General features: G+C 49.7%; 16 protein-coding genes. 11 read left to right on the top strand and 5 right to left on the bottom strand.

Annotation, left to right across the window (positions count from 1 at the left end; all coding sequences use genetic code 11):
• Nucleotides 1-513 precede the first annotated feature (513 nt).
• From MYF79_RS07285 to MYF79_RS07240, 10 genes are all read left to right on the top strand, one after another.
• Nucleotides 514-7,503, top strand: coding sequence for a type I polyketide synthase (locus MYF79_RS07285; protein WP_247813220.1), 6,990 nt, complete (start codon nucleotides 514-516; stop codon nucleotides 7,501-7,503).
• A gap of 20 nt (nucleotides 7,504-7,523) precedes the next feature.
• Complete coding sequence (locus MYF79_RS07280) at nucleotides 7,524-11,756, top strand: type I polyketide synthase (protein ID WP_247813219.1); 4,233 nt, start codon at nucleotides 7,524-7,526, stop codon at nucleotides 11,754-11,756.
• Nucleotides 11,744-12,052, top strand: coding sequence for an acyl carrier protein (locus MYF79_RS07275; protein ID WP_199657925.1), 309 nt, complete (start codon nucleotides 11,744-11,746; stop codon nucleotides 12,050-12,052). Before MYF79_RS07280 ends, MYF79_RS07275 begins: the two co-directional genes overlap by 13 nt.
• Nucleotides 12,034-12,861 (top strand): alpha/beta fold hydrolase, encoded by an 828-nt coding sequence (locus MYF79_RS07270; RefSeq protein WP_247813218.1) that lies wholly within the window; start codon nucleotides 12,034-12,036, stop codon nucleotides 12,859-12,861. The genes MYF79_RS07275 and MYF79_RS07270 overlap by 19 nt, the downstream gene beginning before the upstream one ends.
• Nucleotides 12,828-14,057: a glycosyltransferase gene (locus MYF79_RS07265; RefSeq protein ID WP_247813217.1), complete on the top strand. Its 1,230-nt coding sequence runs from the start codon at nucleotides 12,828-12,830 to the stop codon at nucleotides 14,055-14,057. Before MYF79_RS07270 ends, MYF79_RS07265 begins: the two co-directional genes overlap by 34 nt.
• Before the next feature lie 13 nt (nucleotides 14,058-14,070).
• Nucleotides 14,071-15,270, top strand: a complete 1,200-nt coding sequence (locus tag MYF79_RS07260; RefSeq protein ID WP_247813216.1) for a glycosyltransferase — start codon at nucleotides 14,071-14,073, stop codon at nucleotides 15,268-15,270.
• A gap of 16 nt (nucleotides 15,271-15,286) precedes the next feature.
• The gene (locus tag MYF79_RS07255) at nucleotides 15,287-16,600 is read left to right on the top strand and encodes a condensation domain-containing protein (protein WP_247813215.1); all 1,314 of its coding nucleotides are present in this window, start codon (nucleotides 15,287-15,289) and stop codon (nucleotides 16,598-16,600) included.
• 7 nt (nucleotides 16,601-16,607) lie between these two features.
• The gene (locus MYF79_RS07250) at nucleotides 16,608-17,879 is read left to right on the top strand and encodes a condensation domain-containing protein (protein WP_247813214.1); all 1,272 of its coding nucleotides are present in this window, start codon (nucleotides 16,608-16,610) and stop codon (nucleotides 17,877-17,879) included.
• A complete protein-coding gene (locus MYF79_RS07245; RefSeq protein ID WP_247813213.1) occupies nucleotides 17,863-18,354 on the top strand; it encodes an MHYT domain-containing protein in 492 nt (163 codons plus the stop codon). Before MYF79_RS07250 ends, MYF79_RS07245 begins: the two co-directional genes overlap by 17 nt.
• Nucleotides 18,355-18,436: 82 nt before the next feature.
• Entirely contained in the window at nucleotides 18,437-19,546 is a 1,110-nt protein-coding gene (locus tag MYF79_RS07240; RefSeq protein ID WP_247813212.1) for a hypothetical protein, read from the top strand.
• Here MYF79_RS07240 and MYF79_RS07235 read toward each other — a convergent pair whose 3' ends face one another.
• From MYF79_RS07235 to MYF79_RS07220, 4 genes are all read right to left on the bottom strand, one after another.
• Nucleotides 19,547-20,173 carry a LuxR C-terminal-related transcriptional regulator gene (locus tag MYF79_RS07235; protein WP_247813211.1) on the bottom strand — a complete coding sequence of 209 codons (627 nt, stop codon included), beginning with the start codon at nucleotides 20,171-20,173 and terminating at the stop codon, nucleotides 19,547-19,549. It abuts the gene before it with no gap.
• Nucleotides 20,174-20,265: 92 nt separating this feature from the next.
• Complete coding sequence (locus MYF79_RS07230) at nucleotides 20,266-21,477, bottom strand: lanthionine synthetase C family protein (RefSeq protein WP_247813210.1); 1,212 nt, start codon at nucleotides 21,475-21,477, stop codon at nucleotides 20,266-20,268.
• 63 nt (nucleotides 21,478-21,540) lie between these two features.
• Entirely contained in the window at nucleotides 21,541-21,729 is a 189-nt protein-coding gene (locus MYF79_RS07225) for a hypothetical protein (RefSeq protein ID WP_199657935.1), read from the bottom strand.
• Nucleotides 21,730-21,767: 38 nt separating this feature from the next.
• Nucleotides 21,768-21,926, bottom strand: coding sequence for a hypothetical protein (locus MYF79_RS07220; protein ID WP_188133776.1), 159 nt, complete (start codon nucleotides 21,924-21,926; stop codon nucleotides 21,768-21,770).
• 240 nt (nucleotides 21,927-22,166) lie between these two features.
• Between MYF79_RS07220 and MYF79_RS07215 the strand changes: the two genes are divergently transcribed.
• Entirely contained in the window at nucleotides 22,167-25,283 is a 3,117-nt protein-coding gene (locus MYF79_RS07215; protein ID WP_247813209.1) for a lantibiotic dehydratase, read from the top strand.
• On the opposite strand, the gene bla is transcribed toward MYF79_RS07215, so the two are convergent.
• A complete protein-coding gene (bla, locus tag MYF79_RS07210; RefSeq protein WP_247813208.1) occupies nucleotides 25,276-26,166 on the bottom strand; it encodes a class A beta-lactamase, subclass A2 in 891 nt (296 codons plus the stop codon). The genes MYF79_RS07215 and bla overlap by 8 nt on opposite strands.
• Between the last annotated feature and the right edge of the window lie 12 nt (nucleotides 26,167-26,178).

Raw genomic sequence — 26,178 nt, 5'->3', positions numbered from 1 at the left:
GTTCACGTTAACGCGCTTGTAATTCAATTTGTCGCTTCTTTTATAAAAATAATTTTATTAGTTTTAACATACCTTTAAGATTCACGCTTTAGCTTTTAGGCAGGATCTGCTCAAATAACCATAAACACCATAATCGTTTTATGAATCCTATAACCCAACTAAAAGACGCAACCCGCAAGGGAAAACCATTAGCACTATTTGCCGGTCCTGTTGAATGTCCGTTAGAGTAAAAAGAACCACTGATTTTGTCGTAAACATTGAACAATGACCACAACACTTGTCGTGTTGCTCATGTGATAGATTCGGGCCGTTTAGCCTCTATAGTTCTGCGCTATGAAAATGTCATCCTATTCGAAAAACAGGATGGTTATGCCTTGTCCATGACGTCCCTCAGGGCATGACCGGGAACTACAGCCAGATATCTAAAATTAATACGTGCGGTATAGCATTTATCTATGATTCGTAAATCATGGTCAGGCCCAGTCATGCCTGTTACCAATTAAACGCCCAGGAATGGAAACACCTACTATTATCGGGATCACCCCGATGGAGCACCCTGATGTGCCATTGGCCCTCGCATTGGCCAAAGAAAATGCGTTCCCTGTATTACATCTCGGACGCAATAAAGACACCGCAATTAAAGCTCTTGAAGACCTTTCACAACATGGTTATCCCTTTGGTGTCTGTTATGCGGAGAAAGAAATGACAGACATTCCTTTACCCGAACAGGTTACACTCATCATCGCTCCTTACCATATTAAAATAAGCGCGCGTAAGCGAACACGTATACTATACCAGGTGCATACACTGTTCGAAGCACAACAGGCGGTGCACGACAAAGCCGACGGTATCATTATAAAAGGAAATGAAGGCGCAGGTAAAGTAGGTGATGAATCTTCCTTCATTCTTTTTCAGCAGATCGTTAAAGCCTTTCCTGATACAAAGATATGGGTACAGGGTGGCGCTGGTATTCATACTACAGCGGCACTGATGGCCACCGGCGCCAGTGGCGTAGTGCTGGACAGTCAGCTGATATTATTTCCTGAATGTAAAGCGCCTGCCGCCATCAAGAGCGTCTGCGAAAAACTGAACGGCAATGAGGCAAGGGTGATAGACGGCTACCGGGTACTGGTACGGCCCAATTCACCTGCACTACCGGACAACGCTACACGTGAAGACATTACTCCCTTCCTTCGCATCTTAGACATTGATAAAGGCCTCCTGCCGATAGGCCAGGATGTTGCTATATCCATCGACCTTGTAAAACGCTACAGGAAACTGGGCAGGATGATCAATGGCATTCATGAATCCATCCGCGGCCACCTTTTACAGGCAAAGACGGTGAATGTGATCAGTCCCGGCAATGCGCTGGCAAAAGAATTAAACATCACCTTCCCTATTGCCCAGGGCCCCATGACGCGCGTAAGCGACGTACCAGCATTTGCCGCCGCTGTGGCCGATGCCGGCGCCTTACCGTTTGTAGCCCTTTCTTTACTGAAAGGCACAGCTGCACAGGACCTTGTACAACAAACAAAAGCCCTCGCTAAAGATAATACCTGGGGCGTTGGTATACTTGGCTTTGCGCCACAGGAACTGCGTGATGAACAGATAGAGATCATCAAGGAAGCAAAACCGCCCCTGGTATTGATTGCCGGCGGCCGGCCCTCGCAGGCGAAAGCACTGGAAGATATGGGCATCAAGTCTTTCCTGCATGTGCCATCAGCCTCCCTGCTGGACATGTTCCTGAAAGAGGGCGCCAGGAGATTCGTGTTTGAAGGCAGGGAATGCGGTGGTCACGTAGGACCGCTGTCCAGTCTTGTGTTGTGGGAGAAACAGGTAGAACGCTTATTGCAGGAAGAACAGGCAGCGCAACTGAACGTCTTCTTTGCAGGAGGTATACACGATGCATTGTCTGCCGCTTTTATTGCCGTAATGGCGGCCTCCCTGGCTACCAAAGGCACGAAGATCGGTGTGCTGATGGGCACTGCCTATATCTATACGAAAGAAGCGGTGGAAACCGGCGCTATCCTGCAGCAATTCCAGGACCAGGCCATTGAGCATACCGGCACGGTATTGCTGGAAACAGCGCCAGGCCACGAAACACGTTGCCTGCAATCGCCTTTTGCTGATTTCTTCCGGGAAGAAAAAAATAAACTCCATGCGGAACAGCTGGATAAAAAAGAGATCTGGAGCAGGCTGGAGGCGCTGAATGTAGGCAGATTGCGCATTGCCGCCAAAGGAGTGGACAGAACAGAGAAGGGCCTCGTAGACATCGATACTGCACAACAGCTACAGGAAGGCATGTACATGATTGGCCAGGTAGCTGCACTGCGGCACCAGGTGGTGACTATGAGCGATCTGCACAAAGACGTGGCTGAAAATAATTTTACACTTATACAAAATGCCGGTGTACCCGCACCTGTTACTCATCCTGAAAAAGCGCTGGATGTCGCTATTATCGGGATGGCCTGTATCTACCCCGGCGCACGTAACATAGACGAGTTCTGGAGCAATATACTGGCCGGTAAGGACTGTGTGACAGAAGTACCGGACGAACGCTGGAATAAGGAATTGTACTATGACGCCAACTCTCCGGACGGGGATAAGTCCCCATCCAAATGGGGAGGCTTCATTCCCAGGATAGATTTTGACCCGGTTGCTTTTGGTATACCTCCGCAATCGCTGGCGGCTATTGACCCTACACAGTTATTAGCATTGCTGGTGGCCAGGCAGGCACTGGAGAATGCCGGTTATGGCAATCCCGATCATGATACAGAAGATATCTCTGTGATCATTGGCGCTGAAGGCGGCAATGATCTCGCCAATAACTACGGCTTCCGTTCACTCTACCGCCAGTTCCTGGGAGAGATGCCGGCAGAACTGGATGCGGCATTGCCAAAGCTGACGGAAGATTCTTTCCCCGGCGTGCTGGCCAATGTAATCTCAGGACGCATTACCAACCGCCTGAACCTGGGCGGCAGGAACTATACCGTAGATGCGGCCTGCGCCTCCTCCCTGGCCGCCATTGACCTGGCCTGCCAGGAACTGATACTGGGTAAATCGGAGATGGTGCTGGCCGGCGCTGCCGACCTGCATAACGGTATTAACGACTACCTCATGTTTGCCAGCACACATGCACTGTCCCGCAAAGGTCGCTGTATGACCTTCGACTCCGGCGCCGATGGTATTGCGCTGGGTGAAGGAGTGGCCATGCTGGTACTGAAAAGATATGCCGATGCAAAACGCGACGGCGATCATGTATATGCCGTAATAAAAGGCGTTGGCGGCTCCAGCGATGGCAAAAGCCTGGGACTGACCGCTCCCCGTAAAGCAGGGCAGATAAAAGCACTGGAAAGGGCATATGAGCAGAGCGGCGTGTCTCCTGCTGCACTTGGCCTTGTAGAAGCGCATGGCACAGGTACAGTAGTGGGCGACAAAACAGAACTAAGCGCTTTATCGGATATGCTGATACAGTCAGGCGCTATTGCCGGACAAACCCACCTGGGCTCTGTGAAGACACAGATAGGGCATACCAAATGCGCTGCAGGACTGGCAGGGCTCATCAAAGCCGCCCTTTCTGTATACCACGGGGTAAAGCCTCCTACCCTGCATATCAAAGCGCCTAACGCTTTCTATAATGAAACTACCAGTCCATTCCTGTTCAATACACAGGCAGGCATATGGCTGGATGAGCACCGCCTGGCAGGTATCAGTGCCTTCGGCTTTGGCGGTACCAACTTCCATGCAGTGATCGAAAACGACCCGGCAGGAAAGGAAAAACCGGTTGCCCTGACTTCCTGGCCCGCAGAACTGTTTGTGTTCCGAGGCGAAAATGATGCAGCTGTAAAACAGCTGGTACAGACGGTACACAGCATCCTCGAATACAATGACCAGGTACCGTTGAGAGACATCGCCTATAGCCTTTACCACTACAGCGATGCCCCGGTTCGCCTGTCCATCGTTGCCAGCGGCCGTGAAGACCTGATGTTGAAAACAGACCTGGCACTATCAGGTGCTACTTCCCGGGAGATCCATGTTACCAGCAAGGTCGAAGGCAAAGTGGCCTTTATGTTCCCCGGACAGGGCAGTCAGCGGGTCAATATGGCCAGAGAGCTGTTCGTTGCTTTCCCGCAGATGCGTAAACTGCTGAAAGCATATCCGCAATATGAAAAAATACTCTTTCCCTCTGCTGCCTTTAGCGAAAGCGCATTACAGCAGCAAAAGGAAAAGATCAAAGATACCCGCATCACGCAACCACTGCTGGGCATTGTAGACCTGGCAATGGCTTCCTTCCTCAAAGAGCTGGGCATCCAGCCCGATATGGTGGCAGGGCACAGTTACGGGGAATTGCCTGCGCTCTGCTTTGCAGGCGTATTTGCAGAAGAACAACTGGTGCCACTCAGCGAGAAAAGAGCAAAAGCTATACTCGATGCGGTGGAAGGAGATAAAGGTGTGATGGTGGCGGTGAATATCACAGCAGCAGCACTGGCCCCCTTCACCGGAAAAGGAAGCGGCGTTTATGCGGTGAATCACAATTCGCCACAGCAATGGGTATTGGCTGGTACTACGAAAGATATGGAACAGCTCATGGCCCAGCTGCGGGAGCAGAAGATCTCTTTCAAACAAATGGAAGTGGCCTGCGCGTTTCATAGTCCGCTGATCGCTAAATCAGCAACGCTCTATAAAACAGCGATCGGTAAAACATCCTTCAGCAAACCGGCGATACCCGTATGGTCCAACACTACGGCAGCATTATACCCCGACACTGATGCCGCTATTAAGGAAAGACTGGCGGAACACCTGGTAAGCCCGGTGTTGTTCTCTGAAGAGGTGGAAAAGATGTATACAGCCGGTGCAAGGGTATTCATTGAGGTAGGCCCGGGTAAAGTATTGAGCAACCTGACCCGCGCTGTCATTGGAAAAGAGGGGCTGGTATTGCATACAGAAGATAGTGAGCCTACTGCTATCGCGCATCTGCTCAATACCATCGCAAAGTATATTGCCAGCGGGCGGGATGTACAGCTGGATAAACTCTTCGAAGGCCGTACTACAAAAATCATCCGGTTAGATGCACCGGAACAGTATAAGAAGAGCGCTACCATCTGGCACGTGAATGGCCAGCTGGCGGTGCCCTCCACGGGCAAGCTGCCTGCACACGGGGCACTGCCTGTATTAACGCCGATACAGCTAAAAACGGCTGTTGCAGCACAACCTGTCATCACGGCAAACGGGAATGCGGAACACCTGGTACAGGAATACCTGAACAGCGTGAAATACCTGGTACAGGCGCAGCGAGACGTGATATTAGGCTACCTGGGACAAAATCCCGCGAATATCAGTCGCCTGGAAATACCCGATACCCCTGCCGCCAGACCGGCAGCGCCTGCAAAGAAAGAACAGGAGCCGGCGTCGGCACAGGTGAAAGTATCTGTCAGCACACAACCAGCACGAGGCAAGCAGGATGTAAAGAAGATCCTGATAGAAGTAGTCAGCGCGAAAACCGGTTACCCGCATGAAATGCTGGGTATGGAGATGGATATGGAAGCAGATCTCAGCATCGATTCTATCAAAAGGATGGAGATCATCGGTGAACTGAGAACACAGATGGGCGGCTTTCATGCAGGCGGGAAGAGCGATGAAACAGCCGTAGAGCAGCTGGCGGGTATCAAAACACTGAACGGCCTGCTGGAGTGGATCGCCAATAATGTAAGCGATGCACAGGCAGAAACGGGAGGTATCTCATTACAACATGCCATTGAAAAACCAACTAATAACACAAGCGCCAGTCAGGGCTGGACGGAAAATGACATCAGGAGTACCATACTGCTGACTGTCAGCGAAAAAACAGGCTATCCGCAGGAGATGCTGGGAATGGACCTGGATCTGGAAGCAGATCTGAGCATCGACTCTATCAAACGGATGGAAATACTGGGTGAGCTGCGGGTTAAAATAGGCGGATTAGCACAATCTGACGAGAAAACAGAGGCACTGGCCGGCATCAAAACATTGAATGGCCTGGTCAGCTGGATCTCCGGTAATATGCCCGCCAGTACCGCGCCTGCACCAGTATCTTCTGAGGAACCTGCACCTGTATCAGCAACAACACCGGCATCTCTTTCCAGGATACGGTTCTCATTAGTGCCCTGCGGCTTCAACGAAAAAGAAACAGTGAGCATTGCCGGCAAAAGCCTGGCAGTAACTGATGACGGTAGTCACCTGCCACTAGCCATTAAAAAGCTGCTGGAACAACAGGGCGCATCGGTTCACATTGTAACGGAAAAGGATATGCTGGAAAACTATCATGGCCTGATCATCCTGGATATGGTAGCTGCTCCTGAAAGACCTGACATTCTCAGCACTTTTGCCACTATCAAAAAACTGCATCCGGAAAATGTGAAATGGGTGTATGCCATCTCAGGATCGACCAACAGCGATCCAAAGCAACTGCGTGAGCTGCAGGGATATCCCGGTTTCCTGAAAAGCCTGGATAAAGAATGGGATCATGCAAAATGCAGGAGCATCAGCCTGAGCGGCCATGTTTCGCCGGAAAAGATCCCCGCTATCCTGCTCGGTGAATTATTACATCCGGATACACCTGCAGAAGTCATTTATCATGATGGCGTGCGGCACATCTTTGACCTGATACCGACACAACTGAGCACAGGAGACACACCGGATATCAAACTGAATAAAGACTCCCTGGTACTGGTGCTGGGCGGCGCGCAGGGCATTACGGCAGAACTGATGGTCCGCTTCTCGAAAGAATATCCCTGTCATTATGTGCTGGTAGGCAGATCGCCCGACCCGCGGGCACAGGAACTGCCTGACTATTCCTCTCTTAAAACCAAAGACGAGATACGCCAGCAGCTGATCATGGAAGGGGAGTTGACAACACCGGCCGCCATCGAAAAACATGCAGCAGATATTCACAAGTCCAACCAGATCCTGCAAACCATCCGCTCACTGGAAAGCAATGGCTCCACTGTTACGTACCAGGCGCTCGACCTGAGAAATGAAAGTGAACTGGAAGCCTTTATCAGCAAGCTTTATGAACAGTACGGAAAGATAGACGGGGTGGTGCATGGCGCAGGATTGCTGGAAGATAAACTGTTCCGCCAGAAAACATCCGACTCCTTCGAAAGGGTGTTCTCCACCAAGGTAACGCCGCTGCGCATACTGGCGGAAAAACTAAGACCGGATACACAGTTTGTAGTGCTCTTTTCCAGCGTGGCATCTGTATATGGCAACCGCGGCCAAACCGACTACGCCGCTGCCAACAGTGTGCTGGACCGTTATGCCTGGGAACTGAAAAATGTGATCAAAGGAAAGGTAACCACCATCAACTGGGGGCCATGGAAAGGCACCGGCATGGTATCGCCCACACTGGAGAAGGAATACGAACGGAGAGGCATAGCGCTGATACCCTTACAGGCAGGCATGGAAACCTTCGTAAACGAGTTGAAATACGGTAATGAAAGCCAGGTGCTCATCATGGCGGAATAATCATCATTAAAGTCATGACAATGAAAAAACAGGCTGATGCTGCCATCATAGGTATGTCCGGGATATTCCCCGGAGCCGGCGATATACATACGTTCTGGCAGAACATTATCAATAAAAGAGACGCTATACAAACGGTGCCCGGCAACAGGCTGGACGCCAGTTTGTTTGATCCCCGGTCTAATGCGGTAGACCGTTTCTACTGCAGGAAGGGCGGATTCATAGACGATTATGCCTGGTTCGATCCTATCCAGTTTGGCATTCTGCCACTGGCAGTGGAAGGTACGGAACCGGAACAACTCCTCACACTTTCACTCGCCAGGCAGGCATTACAGGATGCCGGCGTACCAGACAGTGCGCCACTGGACAGGACGGGCATTATCATCGGAAAAGGGAACTATACAGGTCCCGGCGCCACCAGGGCCATTGAGATAGTACGTACCGGTGAACAGATCGTACAGATCTTACAATCGGCCCTGCCCGGGCTTAGTGACGAAGAACTGGATAAAGTGAAAAAAGAGTTCCAGCTAAAGAAAGGGCGTTTTGGTCCCGATACCGCGATGGGGCTTATTCCCAACCTGGTAGCTTCACTGGTGGCTAACCGGCTTAATCTTGGCGGAGCGGCCTATACGATAGATGCCGCCTGCGCGAGTTCTCTCATAGCAGTAGACCATGCCATCGGCGAATTAAGTACCGGAAGGGCCGACATGGTCATTGCAGGAGGTGTACATGTTTCACAGAATGCTCCTTTCTGGAGCATCTTTACACAACTGGGAGCGCTCTCCCGGCGTCAGCAGATCCGTCCCTTCGATCAACAGGCGGACGGCCTGCTGATAGGAGAAGGTTGTGGTTTTGTCGTGCTGAAAAGACTGGAAGATGCGATCAGGGACCAGGACAGGATATACGCTGTTATTAAAGGCACGGGCGTATCCAGCGACGGCGCCGGCACCAGTGTCATGAGCCCTTCTGTAAAAGGACAGGCTAAAGCCATCAGGCAGGCCTGGGAAGCAGCAGGTATTGACGTGCAGCAGGTGGGCTACATTGAAGCGCACGGTACCGGTACGCCATTGGGCGATAAGACGGAACTGGAAACGCTGGCCGCTATTTTTGGTCAGCCGGGCAAACTACCCAAAGCGGGGATCGGTTCGGTAAAGTCCATGATAGGACATGCCATGCCTGCCGCCGGTATTGCAGGTCTCATTAAAACAAGCCTGGCTTTATATTATAGTCAGCTGCCTCCTACCCTGCACTGCGATATACCGCTGGACATCATGCAGCAAACACGCTTCGAACCTGTCAGGGAAACCCTGGACTGGAACCTGTCTGAGCTGCCCAAACGGGCAGGTGTCAATGCCTTTGGTTTCGGTGGTATCAATGCACATGTGGTAGTGGAAGGTTTTAGCGAAAGGAACCTCGCTCCCCGCAAATTGTTCCATGGCCTTGCACCCCGCCAGCCGCAGGTATTGCTACTGGCAAGGGATAGCCGGGAGGCATTACTACAGGCGCTGGAACAGCAAGACAATCATCCCGGGCAGGGAGATTACCGTATTGCACTCTTCGACCCTACACCGGAACGTATCCGTAAAGCAATGAAGATCGTGGAGCGGAATATGCCCTGGCGGAATAAACAGGACATCTGGTTCAGCAACGAACCACTTGTCAGCAAAGGAGGCAAAGTAGCCTTCCTGTTCCCCGGCCTGGATGGCCTGGCCGGCGGAGAGATCGATTCAGTAGCAGGATATTTCGGCCTGCATTTGTCGGGTCAGTCAGGCGCTGATAAAGAAGGTGTCTGGGATTCCGCCATCCAATTGCTGGAGAAAAGCCATGTACTCGATACGGCACTTAAAACACTGGGCGTCTATCCGGATATGAATGCAGGCCATAGTCTCGGGGAGTGGCTGGCAGGCCGCTCATCTGGCCTGGCTGCAGAAAGCTCTGTGCTGATGTTGCTGCAGGAGTTAAACCCGGCGGCCTTTGAACAAAAGAATACGCGCTTCCTGGTAGTAGGCTGCGGATACGATCGCCTCTCGCCCCTGCTGAATGGCGTGCAGGATATTCACCTGTCAATGGACAACTGTCCGCAGCAGGTCATTCTCTGCGGTACCATTGAAGCCGTTGACAAGCTGATACCTGTGCTGAGAACGGAACAGATCTTCCACCAGGTCCTGCCTTTCCAGTCGGGTTTCCACTCTCCCTTCGTTGCGAATAAGCTGGACCTTTTGCTGGATGGCATCAATAAGGTGGAATTCCAGGATACAAGGATCCCTTTATGGTCTGCCACTACCCTGGATACTTATCCACGGGAGTTTGAGGCTATCAGGCAGCTGAGTATCGATCATCTTATTAAACCGGTACGCTTCCGGCAACTGATCGAAAAGCTGTATGCGGAAGGCGTAAGAGTGTTCATACAGGCAGGATCAGGCGGATTGACAGGCTTTGTGGATGACACACTGAAGAACAGGTCTTACAGCGCTGTTTCTGCCAATGTTCCTACCCGCGCAGGATTAGACCAGCTTCAAAGAGTACTGGCCGCCCTGTTTGTAGAAGGGAAGCAGATCAACCTTTCATTCTTAGGGATCACAGCAGGTAAGGAAGCGCCTAAAGGCATACCAGTGAAACTGGAATTAGGGTCTCCGATCGTAAGAGATATTGCCGCGCTGAAATCTTTACGCCCCGCGCCGGCAAAGGTCAGCGTAATGGCAGAAGAAACGCCGGTTATGCGCGCCTTCCTCGACAACTGTGACGAGATTTCGGCTATACAGGAAGAGATCATTGCCTTGTTCAACCAGGGCACCCTGGCGGCTCCTAAAAGGCTGCCGGTATCGCAGGACCTGGATATTTCCCTGGACAATACGCCGTATCTCATTGATCATGCCTTGCTGCGGCAGAAACCGGGATGGCATTGTGCAGATGATATGGATCCGGTTATCCCGATGACCATGATCTTTGAACTGTTTGCAGACATTGCAGCTGCCAATGCGCCAGGTACCAAAGTTAAAAGCATCTCCCAGATACAGGTGTTCCAGTGGATGAATGTAGCCACACCCTTCAAGGCTACCGTGCAGGGACAATGGCAGGACCCTTATACTATTGCCATAAGCATTGACAAATATGCCCATGCGCAGGTCTCCTTATCAGCGCAGTATGCTATTGCACCACTGCGCTCCTTACACAGCGGGAGGCCTTTAGGTATTACCAGGTCATCCGCAGAAATATATGAACAACACATGTTCCATGGCCCTGCCTACCAGGGTATCCGGAAGATAGTGGCGGTGGGCGATAAAGGCATTACAGGCATCATTGAAAGCAGTTCCGGCAAAGGCTCCCTGCTCGATAATGCCGGCCAGCTATTCGGGTTATGGTTGCAACTGACCTTAGAGAAAGACAGGATCGCCTTCCCGGTGAAGATACAGGAGGTAGCTTTCTATGGCGATATGGAAGATCAAAGCGGCGTATTTGAATGCACCTGCGAACTGACAGACATCAATGACGATACCGCTACTGCAGATTTTATACTGAAGCGGGACAACCAGGTATGGGCCATCATCACCGGCTGGCAGAACGCCAGGCTGGAAATAGACGAGCCGCTGTGGAAAGTGTCTATGGCGCCGCTGCACAACAGTCTGTCGGAAGAGATCGCGCCCGGTGTATTCCTGTTCCGTAATACCTATCAGCGTGTTGTGTCCTGGGACTTTATCATGAAACGTTACTTCAACCAGGCAGAGAAAGCTGATCTGCGGGCGATGTTGCCGAATAAGCGCAAGGAGCGCATCATTAGCCGGGTAGCTGTAAAAGATGCAATAAGGGCATTATTGAAAAAAGAAAAACAGGAAGCATATTATCCCATAGAATTTGAGATCAGGAACGATGATGCAGGAAAACCATTTCCTGCAGGAACAATGACCAATGACATTCATATATCTCTCGCACATAAAGACAAAGAAGCAGTAGCCATCGCCCGCAACGGCGCCCCGGTAGGGATAGACATCGAAGTGATCAGTGAAAAGAATGATGGTTTTACTGAGCTGGTCTTCCATCCGGAAGAACTGGCGCTCATTACAGATGCAGACAAAACCGAATGGATCATCCGCTGCTGGGTGGCCAAAGAAGCCTATGGCAAATACCTGGGCAAAGGTCTGCAGGGCAATCCCAAAAAATACAAGATTGATTCGATAAACGGCCATACACTCACGATAGGCGATGTTACTATTCAAACTATTAAACACAATAACTATATCATAGGATGGACACTATAGCTACCACACACAAGTTAAACAATGAAGAGATCTTTACTATTCTGAAATCATTCATCACAGAAGTAATAGGAGAAGAATTTGTGGAAGACCTGGACATCTCCCGTGAAAGTTCCTTCACAAGAGATCTTGAGATGGATAGTATTGAAATCGTCTCCTTCTCAGAGAAAGTAAAATCGCATTTCGGTGAGAACATTGACTTCACCGGCTGGCTGTCGGGTATGGACCTCGATCAGCTTATCAACCTCAAACTCGATGACATTATAAACTACATCGCAACATGCCAGTCATCAAAGTAAAAAACAAAAGCGTTCATATCCAGGAATTGAACAAGGGCGCAAGGGAAACCATTGTGCTGGTTCATGGTATGTTCAGCAATCTCTCTGTTTATTATTTCAATATTGCACCGGTACTGGCACAGTCCTTCCATGTAGTGATGTATGATATGAAGAGCCATGGTATGAGCGAACGCTGTGAATATGGCTATGACCTGCATGCCATGACAGACGATCTGCGCGACCTGATGGATGCGCTGCAGCTGAAGTCAGTACACCTGGCAGGGTATAGTTATGGCGGCCTTGTAGCGATGAAAATGGCCATGCGTTACCCGGCAAGGGTGAAGAAGCTGGCCATCATAGAGGCGCCTGACCCCAGCGACAATGAGACGCTGAGCATTATTGATATTTATAGTAAAGAGTTCCTGGTAGATTATATCAATAACTACACAGACACTACCCGTATGCGCATGGGTAAAAGACAGCTGGACAAGAATCACCGGATGTATGAATACCTGTTCTATGAAACGAGCATCAAGGAAGATATGCACAATGAGCGTTTCTTCTTTGCCGACGATGCCATAGGCAACATTTCCCACGATACGCTGCTGATATATGGCAAAAGCTCTAACTGTCTCACATCCGGGCGTAAGCTGTATCATACGGTGCCGCGTTCCAAGCTGGCACTGATAGCAGGAGATCACAACCTGCCCATCCAGCAGCCGCTGGAAACCGCCAATAAGCTGAAAGATTTCTTCATGGGCTGGCAGGTGAAATTCAAACAGATCAACCACAAATTATGGCAAGCTTTGCGTTTATCGTACCACCACTGATGGGGCATATCAATCCTACACTGAGCCTGGGCGCCGCATTACTCGGACGCGGGCACCGTGTAGCATGGATCAGCCTCGATGCCTCACTGGCAGACAGATTGCCGCAGGGAGGAGAATTGCTCCTTGTGCAATACGATCAGGATGATATTGCTAAAAAGAACAGTGAACAATATCTTGATCAGATCACGAAGAAGAACGTATCGGGTATAGAAAGTATCAAGTTCCTGTACGAGGAAGTGCTGATCCCTCTGAACAGGTTTATGTTCGATGGGATCATCACTATCCTGCAGGCCTTTAAACCTGATGTTATCATCAACGATCATCAACTGTTTGCAGGCGCCATTGCCGCCTGCCGTTTACACATACCCTATGCCACTTCCGTTACTGCGCCGGCAGCCATCAAAATGATGGAAGACCTGCCAGGTATACATGAATGGGAGATCAGGCAGATCGTCGGACTGCAACAGGAACTGGGTATTCCCGGAGAAAGATCTGTAGCCACTTCCGGGGCCCTCACACTGGTGTATACTTCCAGGCACTTTTTTGGCGACATGTCCTTACCGGATCATTACAAGTTTGTAGGACCTGTTATTCAGCACCGGCAGGCTGCAAACAGTTTTGACTGGGAGCGGTTTCACAGGATGGGCACACACCCAAGGATCTTAGTATCTATCGGGACCACCTTTGACCACAGTTACAAAAAGGAATTTTTCGGAAAAGTGATTGAAGCACTGAGCAATGAACCGGTATCGGTCATTGTTGTATCGGATACGGCGCTTTTCGAAGCGTGGCCGGACAATTTCCTGGTGCAGGAAAAAGTACCCCAGCTGGAGCTCCTACCTTATCTGGATGCAGTCGTGTGCCATGGCGGCCACAATACAGTATGTGAAACCTTATCTCACGGCCTGCCATTGGTGGTTATCCCTATTGCCTATGATCAATCGCACGTAGCGGGAAGAGTGATACATGCAGAGAGCGGGGTCAGGCTGAACTACAAAAGGTTTAAGGCCACTCACCTGAAGGAGGCTGTATGGGATGTGTTGTCTAACCCTGCCTACAAGGCCGCGGCGCAACGCATCCGGCAATCGTTTGAGCAGGCGGGAGGTGCAGCCACCGCCATTGATCTCCTGGAAAAGCTGGCAACACCGCCTTCAGCGGGCGGCCTGGCATTTGACCGTAACCGTTTCTATCACTAATTAACGTCAACGCATGTCTAAATTTATGTTCGTTGTGCCGCCATTCTTTGGCCACATCAGCCCTACCCTGAGCGTAGGAGGCAGTTTACTGGCAAAAGGCCATGAAGTAATATGGGTCGGTTTGAAAGAGCTGGCAGCAGAACATATTCCTGCCGGCGGGCAATTCATTGTTCCCCACGCGGAACTGTCGGAACATCAGGTGGCCATACAAGCCATTCTGAAGATGCAGGATGAGGGGCCGAACCTCTCGGGAGTGGAAACATTAAAACTGGCACTGGAAGGCACCTATATACCCTTTGCGCGTTTCATGCTGCCAGGGGTATCCCGGATAGTGGATGAATTCAGGCCGGACGTCATCATCAGCGATTGTATCACCTTTGCAGGCGCGCTCTGCGCCCATCTGAAAGATATACCCTGTGTAACAACAACACCGGTTCCTCCCGACGTTACCGGCGACGCGATGCAGTCGCCCAGGATCTTTGAATGGCAGCAAAACCTCATCAGGAACCTGCAGTATGAACTGGGCATCTATACGGACGATTATGTGATCCATTCCAGGGAAATGAACCTGGTGTTCACTTCAAAAGAATTTGCAGGCAGTAAGGATCCATTACCACACTTGAAATTTGTAGGCCCGGTAAAGGGCCGTCCGAATAACACGCCTTTTGACTGGGACCGGTTGTCCCGTGCCCGGTCGCCGAAAGTATTTGTATCGCTGGGCACCCTGCTGGTCGACATTCGTAAAGATTTCTTCCAGAAACTGATAGCAGCCTTTGCAGATGAACCGCTCACGATTGTAGCAGCCACCGATCCCGCCATCTTTGCCCAATGGCCCGACAATTTCATTGTGCAGGGCTTTGTACCACAGTCGCAGCTGATGCCGGAAATGGACGCCGTGATCTGTCACGGGGGTTTCAACACGGTGAATGATGCATTTGTGAACGGGTTGCCCATGCTGATCACCCCCATCGCCTATGATCATTTCCATACAGCATCCCTGATAGAAAATGCAGGCTGTGGCATTAAGTTAAGATATAAACGCCTGCGGGTGCCCGACCTGAAGGCAGCCATGTGGGAAGTGCTGAACAATGGGAAATACAGGCAGGCAGCGCAACATATACGAGACACGTTCATACAGGCCGGAGGTAATGATAAAGCAGTTGAACTACTGGAAACATTTGCACAGGAAAGAAAACGCACTTTATCTGTTTAACAAATTATTCTCTCTGATGAAACGCAAACTATTACTCCCTGAAAGGATCATGCTGGGAGATGGCGCCACGCCATTTAACGGCGTTTTTGTGGTCAGGCTGAACGGCACGCTGGCAGCTGAGCACCTGTACAACGCATTGTCGAAGATACAGGCCAAACATCCGCTGCTGAGAGCTGGTATTGTACAGGACAAGACAGGTACGCCTTACTTTACTATTCCTGAAGTGTATCATACCATCCCCCTGACCATTAAAGATCGTATAACAGCTGATGACTGGCAGGAGGAAACAAAGGCCGCCTGGGCGTCGGTGTTTGACATTCCCAATGGTCCGCTGATCAGGATGGTATGGCTGAAAGGCGATCAGCAATCGGAACTGCTGCTGGCCTTCCATCATTGTATGTGCGATGGCGGCGGAGGATTGATGCTGGTCAGGGAAATACTGACCGTGCTGGATGATCCTGATTATGATATTGGCATCCACCCGACATTCACTACCCTGGAAGATATAGTGCCGAAGCATATCCTGACGGGCACCCGCCAGGTACTGAAAGCCCAGCTGAAAGGAGCGTTCATACAGGGAGTACTGACCTTGTTATCCACATTCATCTCTACCCGCAACAGGCCTACCGTCCGGAGAGCGGATGATTATCTCATACACTGGAAACTGGACCAGCAAACGTCCACCGCCTTGTTCCAGCATTGTACAAAGCATGCTGTTACTGTCAATACCGCCCTCTGCGTAGCCTTTCTCCGGGCCTTTAAAGAGGTGAGAGGAGAAAAGGCGATGAACAAGATCACCTGCCCGGTGGATATCCGGAAATTCATTCCGGAGATAAAGAAAGACGTGATCTTTTCTTTTGGTCTTTCACTGGAGCTATCGGTGAATAATGCCCCTGGCATTCCTTTCTGGGAAAGGGTGCAGCTTTTACAGGCCATTGCATCGCAGAAGATATCGAAGATGGACCCCTACGATTTTATGTTGCCTTTTGAACATGCACATGGAGGCATTAAACATATGCAGAAGTTCCTGACCTATGGGAAGCCTGTTTATGACCTGATGTTTTCGAATATGGGAAAACTGGATGTGCAGGATAAATATCAATCCTTCGAAGTAGACACTATTTTCAGTCCTACGGTTGTAGGCCCTTTTGCCAATCCGACCACGATCATCACCTCCACCTATAAGGGACAGATCGATTTTTCATTCGTGTCCAATCTTGCTGTCCTGGCTCACCAGGATGCACTGGCCATCAAAGAGCTGGCCATGACATTGCTGTTGGAAGACCTGCCTGTAGCTGCGCCGGCGCTGGCATTATCATCAATTATTTAACCATCTTATGAATAGAAAATTAATACTGGGCGAACGGATCATGTATGTAGATGCCGCAGCAACTGTAAACTGTATCTTCACGGCAAAGATACGCGGCGCTATCACCCTGGAAGGCCTGATATATGCATTGGGGAAGGTGCAGCAGAAACATCCCCTGCTGGGCGTGGTGATCAGGGAGGACGAGAACGGCAGGCCTTATTTTGTGTCAGACACCAAGATCCCTCCTGTTCCGGTGCAGATCGTGGAACGGCGCAACGACGATCACTGGGAGGCCGTGTCTGCCGCCGAATGGGGGCGGACATTCGATGTGCGTAAAGGGCCGCTGGCAAGAGTGATATGGCTGCGTTCAAACGAGGTGTCTGAACTACTGTTGGTACTTCCTCACTGCATCTGCGATGGTACCTCCATCCTGGCACTGATGCGTGAGCTGCTGCAGGTACTGGACAAACCGGAGACCGTATTGATCCCCTATGCTTCTTTCGAATCTATTCACAGCTTTATACCGGCAGCTTTATCATCCAGCTGGAAATTACAGGTGAAACTATGGCTGCTGTCGAAGGTAGCAGGTATTGTATTAGCCTTAAAGACAAGCGGGCCTTCACCCGTACAAGGGAAACATTATATGGTGCACTGGAAGCTGGACAAAGCAGCTACGGCAGCATTGATCACTGCCTGCAAGATAGAGAACACCTCCCTGCATGCCGTATTCTCGCTTGCCTTTATGAAAGCCCACCGCCAGGTGATGGGAGATGCCTCGCATGGTAAGGTGATCTGCCCTGTGGACATCCGCCGGTTCGTTCCGGAAATAAAACAGGACCAGCTGTTTGCTTTTGCGCCTATTGCCGAACTGAGTATCAGCAATATAGAAACGGGCTTCTGGACAAAGGCGCGTCAGCTGAAAACAGACCTGACCAGTGCCATAGAGAAGATGGATGTACGAAAACTGCTGCTCACCAGTGAATATTTTCATACAGTTGCCAGGCGGATGGTCAATTTCCTGAAAAGAACGGAGGGTACGCACGATGTTACGCTTTCCAATATGGGCAGGCTGGACATCCCGGAGCAGTATGAGACCTTTGAGCTGGAGACCCTCTACAGCCCCAGTGCTGCTTTTCCCTGGAGGAATGCCAACACGCTGGTGATCAGCACATTCAGGGGACAGGTGGACTTTTCATTCATTTCCTGCGAGACCTTCCTGGAAGAAACAAAGGCCAGGGCCATTGTTCAGAAAATGCAGGAATTACTGCCTATAAACCCGGTCCATGAACCAGCCCATTAACAATACCTTAAAGCGGTTTACGCAGCGCCAGGTACTCTTTTATTTCATTACCAATGTGATCATTAATGCATTGGTGCCCTATTTCGGCTTTGATGATCTTAATACGGTGTACCTGTTCCGGGGAGAACATCCCGTGGCCAGGTTCTTCCTGCCCATGTCCCTGCTGCTGCCTTTATGTATCACTATTGACATATTAAACAAAACCACTACGCTGCTGGAGAAGGAACAGCTGGTCACTTCTCCGCCGCCTAAAAAGGTCAAGATCCGTTTCATGCTAAAAACTGCGTCGCTAAACGCAATAATCACCCTGTTTCTGACGTTAGCCGCTATGCTTGGTATACATGCCTGCTTACCCGAGAATTACAGCTTTAATGGTACAATGCTGTCAGTTCTGTCGGGAGTGCTGGCCGGGGGGATGGCTATCTTCTTCACCCTTCAGCCGATCCATAAGGTAAAAAAGCTGTATCCGCACTAACAATCAGGAATATTACATAATTTAGTCATGGTAATTGCCTGATTGTTAAGAAGGACAATTCCCATTACTAAAACGACCATGCATGAAACGCATCATTGCCATATTAGCATTCATCTTACCCCTTGCGATACATGCGCAGACGAAACTGGAAGATAAGATCGCAGAAGATTTTTCCGATAAGTTGGCCAAGCGCTATGAGGTAAGGAATGATTCCCTTATCGTTTTCGTGACAGAGCAAATGTCAAGAAGCGGCGCTGCCGGATTGGATATAGATAAAACGATGACCGAGCTGAAAAAAGATCCTGCCGCACTGGATGCTGCACTGAAATTCATCTACCAGTTCAGCAACGGTAACAGGCAACAGTTCATCGCTCACCTGCGCGCTATCAATCTTCAGAGCAACAGCGTATTCCCGCTGGCAACTTATACAGTGAATAAATTCAAGGGAGAAACGAAAGAGTTGGTGGAGGAAAAATCTACCCTCTACACTACCGGCGCTATCCCCGCTACCCTGCCACCACTGCAGTTAGCACCGGCAGTAGCACAGAACAGTAGCAGCGCAGAAGCGAATAACACCAGCGAAGCTAACGCCACTACTGCAACAACATCCCCAACCGACGTTCCGGCAGAACCGGGTACCACACCGGCTGCAGCAGCCACACCGTCTTCTTCAGCAGATAATTTCAACTGGGATGTAAGACAGATCTTCAAACTGCGTCAGGCCGATCAGCTGTATGCCCTGTATGGTAAAGAACATGTAGAAGAGCGCCAGGCACAGGACTTCCAGGGAAATGATATCGGCACTGCCTATTACGTATTCCCGGATACTGATAACGAAATGATCGTACAATTTAACGGGGAGAAAGGCACCAGCGTTTTCTTCACCAAAGAGAACTCCAAATGGAAACCGCCTTTCGGAATTAAGGTAGGCGACCCGCTGGATAAAGTGGTAAAAGTAAACGGCAGGGACTTCCGCATCAACGGTTTTGAGTGGGACAATGGCGGTGAAGTGGCAGACTGGGAAGGCGGCGCCTTCGCAGGTAAGGGCGTGAATATTGCCTTTAAAGCCAATAACTCCAGCGATCCTAAATTGTACGACCAGGTAACCGGCGATAAGAAAGTAAAGACTGACGCATCAGCCATGAAGAAGCTGGGCGTTGTGGTGGATAAAATTGCTTTCAAAAGCAATTGATCATACCAGCAGTTTGTTATCAACAGCATACTTGATGAGCATAGCGGTGTTCTTTACTTCCAGTTTGGCCAGTAATTTTTTCCGGTGACTATTCACAGTATCTGCACTGATAAATAACTTCTCAGCAATTTCAACGTTCGTATTTCCTTCTGAGATCAGACATAAAACTTCTTTTTCCCTTCTCGTAAGAGAGGGGAAATTTTTTTGTATGCCTACCCTTTCGCTGCTCATAGCCTGTTTGAGAGCCGGGGAGAGATAGATATCGCCGGCATAAACAGTGTGAACAGCATAAAGCAGCTCGTCTTTATCTGCCGTATTGAGAATATAGCCACCGGCGCCACATTGCAGCAGGTCGGCAATGTATTTTTCATCCCGTAGAGCGCTCAGCACCAATACAGCTACCGTTGGATATTCCATCCTGATATTGGCGCACAGTTCAATACTATCTATGTCTGGCAGACAGGTATCTATAATAACGATGTCAACGGGGTTGTGCAACAGAAACCTAAGGCAGGCGCAGCCACTACGGGCATGTCCTGCCAATAAAATATCATGTTCAGTACCAAGCAGTGAACGCAGGCCTTCCTGGATCAACGGATGGTTGTTTACGAAATACAGGCGGATCATGGGTATCCAATTTAAGATGCCAATGTGGGCAGTAGCGGGTTACAAGCTACTTACAGCAGGTCTTCGGCATTATATGTAATATAACGAAAATATCAACATAATAACATACACCGGTCCCATGAAGGATCTGTAGTCTCATCGATGGCTGCTATCAGGGCAAGGCCGATACCGGCCACTCCTTCCAGGATACCATAGCTGTTTTCATAGCCATCTTTTGCGTAGAAGCGGAAGCCTCTGGGAGCATCCTTGTGCGTATTCATTTGTAAAGTCTCTTGTAACCAATTTGTTGCACCTGTTAATAAAGCGGGGTCTTTTGTCCGGAGCCAGGCACGCCTGTAGATATGTGCAATACCGGCGCTTCCGTGACAGAGGCAGGCGTCGTGTACATTACCGTTTTTGCTGTTGCGGTGGGTCAAAGTGTGATGAAAAATATGTAAGGCTTTCTCCTGATAAGTGTTATCCTGTAACCAGATACCGGTGTTCAGCAAGAGGGTGGCTATTCCCAGGTCGCCGTAACACCAGCCCAGGCGGCTCTGTTTACCGGTGAGGGCCTGGTGATCAGCATCTGTCAGGACGGGATATAATGCAATCAGCCCCTCTTCCGGGCTGTTCTCTCCTTTGAGGATCCAGGATATTCCCTTCCGGATAAGGTCATTGGTTGCTGTAACTGCGATGCCCTGCTGATGGATCATACCGAGAACGGAGATGACAGCAGGAACGCCGTGGGCCAGGCCCATGTTGAAAGTAACTTCCTGGGGCTTAGCTCCCAATCCGGTCAGGTGATCCTGCCAGCTGATACCATCCTCCATTTTCACAGCTGTTGCGGCCAGGCTGGATACCAGGGATGTCAGGTAGTGCTTTGCCTTCGGATGTTCTCCTCTTTCCAGGAAATACAGGGCAATACCCAGCCCCTGGTGCAGGAAATCGTGTTGTCCCTGCTGTACTGCGGTCAACATCGCCTCTCCCAGTATATCATCTACGTCTTCGAATATATCGTCCATGCCGTCTTCATTCACAAAACCAGCTTTTATGAGATGCTGTATATTCCATACCATACCGGCAATGCCACTGCAGTGAGAGTATGGCAGGGCAGTTCCCGCCATGTCCTGCACACCTCTTTCCAGCAATTGGTGCGCCTTCTTAAGGTGTTTCTGTTTTCCTGTGAGCTGATAATAATAAGCGTAGAATAAAGCAGCGCCTGTATAACCGCCCAATAGACCGGGAACGGCTGTTTCTTTTGTAAAATGGTCGAGGGATTGGCTGATATCCTGTAATATTTTTCCGGCGGTTCTTTTATCATTCATATTCATCTGGTACAAAAGTCATGGTGCGGCCGACAACCACAGCTACGCCGCACCATGATAAATTTAGAATCGGCAGGAGTCTACGCTGCAAATAGGCGCGCCCTGGCTGATATCATCAGTACAAACTTTAAAGGACAGGATGGTGGTAGTAGGAGCTGCTACTAAACCATTGTTCATATCCTGTTTTGCACGGTTTAAACTTGCGATCCTGATCTTTCCGAGGTCGAGTTTTTTTTCTGTTTTCTTTTTCATAAGAAATGCGGTTTTAGATTTTGAATAAACTGCTGTACTTAGTTCCTGCCATCCTGAGGAGGAGGACATTTAAAGAGGCTGCAACCAGTATAGGTAGGAGCATTAGCCTGCTGGTTTGCTACTTCCTGTTTTGTTGTGCTCAGTTTGGCAATCTTGATCTTGCCAAGGGTAAGCTTCCTGCTTGACGCTTTTTTCATAGTTAACAAGTGGTTTTAAATATTAAGAAATGAATGATCTCCTTTAGCGGTCAGGTTTTTATAGTGGGAATGTGGGCACGGTTTTCATTATGTTTAAAGATAAGGATAAAGGCTGCTTCACCTCATCACTGGAAAGGGGGATTTTCTGATCTTTTTTTCCAGTAATTGAAATATCACCTTTTAAGGGGGGCCTGGAATGCGTGTAGAAAGGTTATCTTTTTATCTGTATTCACATGACTTATGATGACCAATAAAGGCTTTTACCTGCTCAGGTCTCCCCTGCTGCCGGTAGATTTTTTAACCCGCTTTTTACAGCTTCCATATGCCGCACTGGCCGACGAGATCAAACAGACATTTACGGACCCTTACCTGGCGGAAGCAATCTATATCGCGTCGCCGGAGCTGAGCAATGAATTGCGGAAATGGCAACAGGAATTGCTGACGGCCGAAAAGGACGTCAATAAGCTGGTATTGTCGCTGTTCCGGTATCTGCTCCGCATGAGCAGCCGTTGTACGCCATATGGCCTGTTTGCCGGCTGTGCAACGGGTGCTTTCGGTCAGGCTACTGCTATTCACCTGGAAGCCCTCCAACAACACCGGAAATACTGCCGGCTGGACATGAACTACGTAGCCGAACTGGCCGAGAAGATTGCACAGATACCGGCCGTCCAGGAGCAACTGCACTATTTTCCCAACAACTCTGTTTATAGAACGGGCGATACGTACAGGTACGCAGCATTCACCGTTAAAAACAAATTCCGGCAGTATGACCTTACTGCTGTCAACTACTCTGTATACCTGGAGCAGGTGCTGGAAAAGGCAGGCAGGGGTGCCACTATCGGGGAGCTTTCTGCATACCTGACCCAGGACGAGATTTCGCAGGAGGAAGCCCGGGAGTTCATACTGGAACTCATAGAAAGCCAGCTGCTGATCAGCGAACTGGAACCTACTATCACTGGTGAAGAATTCTTTCGTATACTGGTGAGGAGACTGGGAGAACTGCAACATACGGAAGGCATTCATGATACATTGTCGGCCATTCAGCACTTACTCGGCATGCCTGCTACCGGCATTGACAAATACCTGCAAACACATACGCTTGTCAGGCAATTACTGCCGGATACCAACAATAAAGACCTGGTACAGACGGACCTTTTCCTTGCCACATCTGCCAACACGATCAGCCAGCAGGTAGTTACAGAGATACAGGAACAGGTGACGGCCTTATGGAAACTACCGGCGCCGGAGCGGACCGGTGATCTGCAAAACTTCATAAAGAGTTTCCGGGAGCGATACGAGGAGCAGGAAATACCACTGGCCATTGCCCTGGATACGGAAACCGGTATCGGCTATGGCGCTTATACCAGTCATTATTCCGCCTATGCGCCCCTGCTGGACGATATTGTTATAAAAAACAGTAAAGGCCAGGAGAGCATCTCCTGGAATGAGATGCGGCAATTCCAGCTGAAGCGGTACATGGAATGCCTGCAGCAACAGCAGATGGAGATAACGTTAACAGATGCGGATATAGACCATCTTGCTACTGGCAATGAAGCGCCCATTCCCGACAGCTTTTATGTCATGGGGAGTATTGTCAGCGAAAGTGCGCAGGCAATAGACAATGGGGACTACCTGTTTGATTTCAGTTCCTGCGGCGGACCTTCTGCCGCCAACCTGCTGGGAAGGTTCTGTCATGGCGATGACCTGCTGAAAGAAAAGGTAAGGGAGTGCCTTGTGGAAGAAGCACAGCACAACCCTGATGTGATCTACGCTGAGATCATTCACCTGCCGGAAGCAAGAACAGGGAATATCCTGCTGCGGCCACAGCTGAGAGACTACGAAATTGTCTACCTCGGCAATGGCAGCGTAGCGGCAGATCATCAGATACCGGTAACAGACCTGATGGTAAGGATAGAAAATAATGCAGTCGTACTGCGATCCCGCAGGTTCAATAAACGGGTCATGCCCCGCCTGAGCACTGCCCATAACTTCAGCATGGGTAGCCTGCCTATGTACAAGTTCCTGTGCGATCTGCAATTCCAGCAATTACATCACGCTACCGGCTGGCAATGGAATCTGCCTGTTGCAGCCCCCTTCCTGCCACGGGTGCGGTATAAAAAGTTCATCCTGCAAAAATGTACCTGGGCAGTACACAAGAAAGATTATCCCGCATTGGTAAAGCATGCGCGTGCGCAGGAACATTTCAGCATCTTCCAGGATATCAGGCAAACATTGCGTTTACCCAGGTATGTATCTATCACTTCGGGAGATAACGAACTGTTTATTGACCTGGACAATGAATCCTGTGTGCATCTGCTGGTAACTACGCTGCTGAAAAAAGAAGAGATCACCTTACAGGAAATATTGCAGACGCCGGATCAGTGCTGGATCACAGGCCCCGGAGGACGGTTCACGAACGAATTGATCATTCCTTTCAAAAGCAGTACGGTCAAACAGGCTGCCGCTATAGTACCTGCAGCAGTTTCCCCGCTGCCACAGCGGCACTTCGCCCCGGGCAGCGAGTGGCTATACGTAAAAATATATGCGGGCATCAATACAACAGAGAAGGTCCTGAAAACGGTGATCAAGCCACTGGTAGAAGACCTCTGTGCCAAGCGCGTTATAGACCAATGGTTCTTTATCCGTTATACCGATCCAGATGATCATATCAGGGTACGTTTCCATCATGCAACAGACAAAAACTTCTGGAAGACGGTACTTTCCGAGCTTTATGGCATCATTTCAAGGGAGGTGGATCCCGGGCTTATTCATAAGATACAGACCGACACCTATATCCGGGAAATAGAACGCTACGGAGCTGCTACCATGGAACTGAGTGAGCGTATTTTCTATTATGACAGTGAGGCTGTAGCAGGGTGCATTGACCTGCTGGAAGGGGAAGAAGGTGAAAATTACAGGTGGCTGATAGCCTTACGGGGAGTAGATATGTTGCTGGAAGATTTTGCTTATTCGCTACAGGAAAAATCGGCTTTCCTGAAAAGGCTGCAATATCATTTCTTCCAGGAGTTTGGCGGCGAACAGGCATTGCAGACACAGTTAAACAGCAGCTACCGGAAATATATGCGCCAGATCAGCAGTTTCCTGGATCCGGCGCAGGATGCAGGCAATGAGATAGAAGATGCTATTTCATTGTTTAGTATAAGGTCATCCCGCATCCGGCAGGCGATCAGGAACGCACACGCGGGGAGATGGGATCACCTTATGGGCAGCTATATTCACATGTTCCTTAACAGGATATTACTATCCAACCAAAGGAAACAGGAACTCGTCATTTATCATTTCCTGAATAAATATTATGAATCCCGGGTGGCCATGCAAAAGAAACAGCTTATTTAGCAGCGTTCCAGAACAAGCGGGTCAGCTTTGCAATAACGGCCTCACGGGCAGTAGCATCTGCTTTGGTATCGCTGACGAAAACAGCGATAGCGTAGTGCTTCCCGTTAGGTAAGGTTACAATCCCTACGTCATTTGTAGCTGCGGTCAAACCATTTGCATTTGTTTCGGAAGTGCCCGTTTTATGTGCAACTACAGCACCTTTAGGAAGTAATCCTCTTATTCTTCCGGGACCTGTGGTTGTTTCCTGCATGATCTTCAGGAGAAAGTCATTGCTCGGTTTTGACAAATACCGGCCGGTGTGCACACCCTTTAATAGTTGTAACATGGCCAGTGGCGATGCCCAGTTGGTATATTGTATTTTCCATGCCTTTGAGGCCTCTTCTTCTGTAGCCCTGATCGCGATACTGTCTACGCCAAGGCTGTGAATATAGTTCTCCACATAGGCCGTACCTCCTGCGAGGCGGAATAATATATCGCATCCATTATTATCGGATTGAGATACCGTATAAGCCAGGATATCCCTCAGTTTCATATCGGTGCCTTCCGAGAATTTCTCACGGATAGGGCTCCACGTTTCAGGCAACAGGTCTTGTTTACGAATATGGATGACCTGGTCGAGAGAGCACTTACCCTTATCGACCTGGTTGAGTACAGCTATTGCCAGGGGAAGCTTGTATACACTCTGCATTGGGAATCGGTCGTTCCCATTCAGGGTAATCGTATCACCATCTTCCAGCAACATCATGGCCATTCCCACATGGCCTTTGACAGTCTTTGCTATTTCATGGATCTTTTTTCTGTCGGCTTTTTTCTGTGCATTGCTATGAAGCGTAAGCAATAAAAAAGGCAGTATTATACTGCCGGATAAAATACGATTCCTCATTTGGGTTGTTAC

Origin of the sequence: Chitinophaga filiformis (genome assembly GCF_023100805.1) — a bacterium.
Taxonomy (GTDB): domain Bacteria; phylum Bacteroidota; class Bacteroidia; order Chitinophagales; family Chitinophagaceae; genus Chitinophaga; species Chitinophaga filiformis_B.
Note: the sequence above shows the minus strand (reverse complement) of the source record. Positions and strands in the feature narration are given on the sequence as shown.

Bases quoted from the DNA above. Each gene is read 5' to 3' on its own strand.
- MYF79_RS07285 (WP_247813220.1), top strand. From the start codon at position 514: ATGGAAACACCTACTATTATCGGGATCACCCCGATGGAGCACCCTGAT.
- MYF79_RS07280 (WP_247813219.1), top strand. From the start codon at position 7,524: ATGAAAAAACAGGCTGATGCTGCCATCATAGGTATGTCCGGGATATTC.
- MYF79_RS07275 (WP_199657925.1), top strand. From the start codon at position 11,744: ATGGACACTATAGCTACCACACACAAGTTAAACAATGAAGAGATCTTT.
- MYF79_RS07270 (WP_247813218.1), top strand. From the start codon at position 12,034: ATGCCAGTCATCAAAGTAAAAAACAAAAGCGTTCATATCCAGGAATTG.
- MYF79_RS07265 (WP_247813217.1), top strand. From the start codon at position 12,828: ATGGCAAGCTTTGCGTTTATCGTACCACCACTGATGGGGCATATCAAT.
- MYF79_RS07260 (WP_247813216.1), top strand. From the start codon at position 14,071: ATGTCTAAATTTATGTTCGTTGTGCCGCCATTCTTTGGCCACATCAGC.
- MYF79_RS07255 (WP_247813215.1), top strand. From the start codon at position 15,287: ATGAAACGCAAACTATTACTCCCTGAAAGGATCATGCTGGGAGATGGC.
- MYF79_RS07250 (WP_247813214.1), top strand. From the start codon at position 16,608: ATGAATAGAAAATTAATACTGGGCGAACGGATCATGTATGTAGATGCC.
- MYF79_RS07245 (WP_247813213.1), top strand. From the start codon at position 17,863: ATGAACCAGCCCATTAACAATACCTTAAAGCGGTTTACGCAGCGCCAG.
- MYF79_RS07240 (WP_247813212.1), top strand. From the start codon at position 18,437: ATGAAACGCATCATTGCCATATTAGCATTCATCTTACCCCTTGCGATA.
- MYF79_RS07235 (WP_247813211.1), bottom strand. From the start codon at position 20,173: ATGATCCGCCTGTATTTCGTAAACAACCATCCGTTGATCCAGGAAGGC.
- MYF79_RS07230 (WP_247813210.1), bottom strand. From the start codon at position 21,477: ATGAATGATAAAAGAACCGCCGGAAAAATATTACAGGATATCAGCCAA.
- MYF79_RS07225 (WP_199657935.1), bottom strand. From the start codon at position 21,729: ATGAAAAAGAAAACAGAAAAAAAACTCGACCTCGGAAAGATCAGGATC.
- MYF79_RS07220 (WP_188133776.1), bottom strand. From the start codon at position 21,926: ATGAAAAAAGCGTCAAGCAGGAAGCTTACCCTTGGCAAGATCAAGATT.
- MYF79_RS07215 (WP_247813209.1), top strand. From the start codon at position 22,167: ATGATGACCAATAAAGGCTTTTACCTGCTCAGGTCTCCCCTGCTGCCG.
- bla (WP_247813208.1), bottom strand. From the start codon at position 26,166: ATGAGGAATCGTATTTTATCCGGCAGTATAATACTGCCTTTTTTATTG.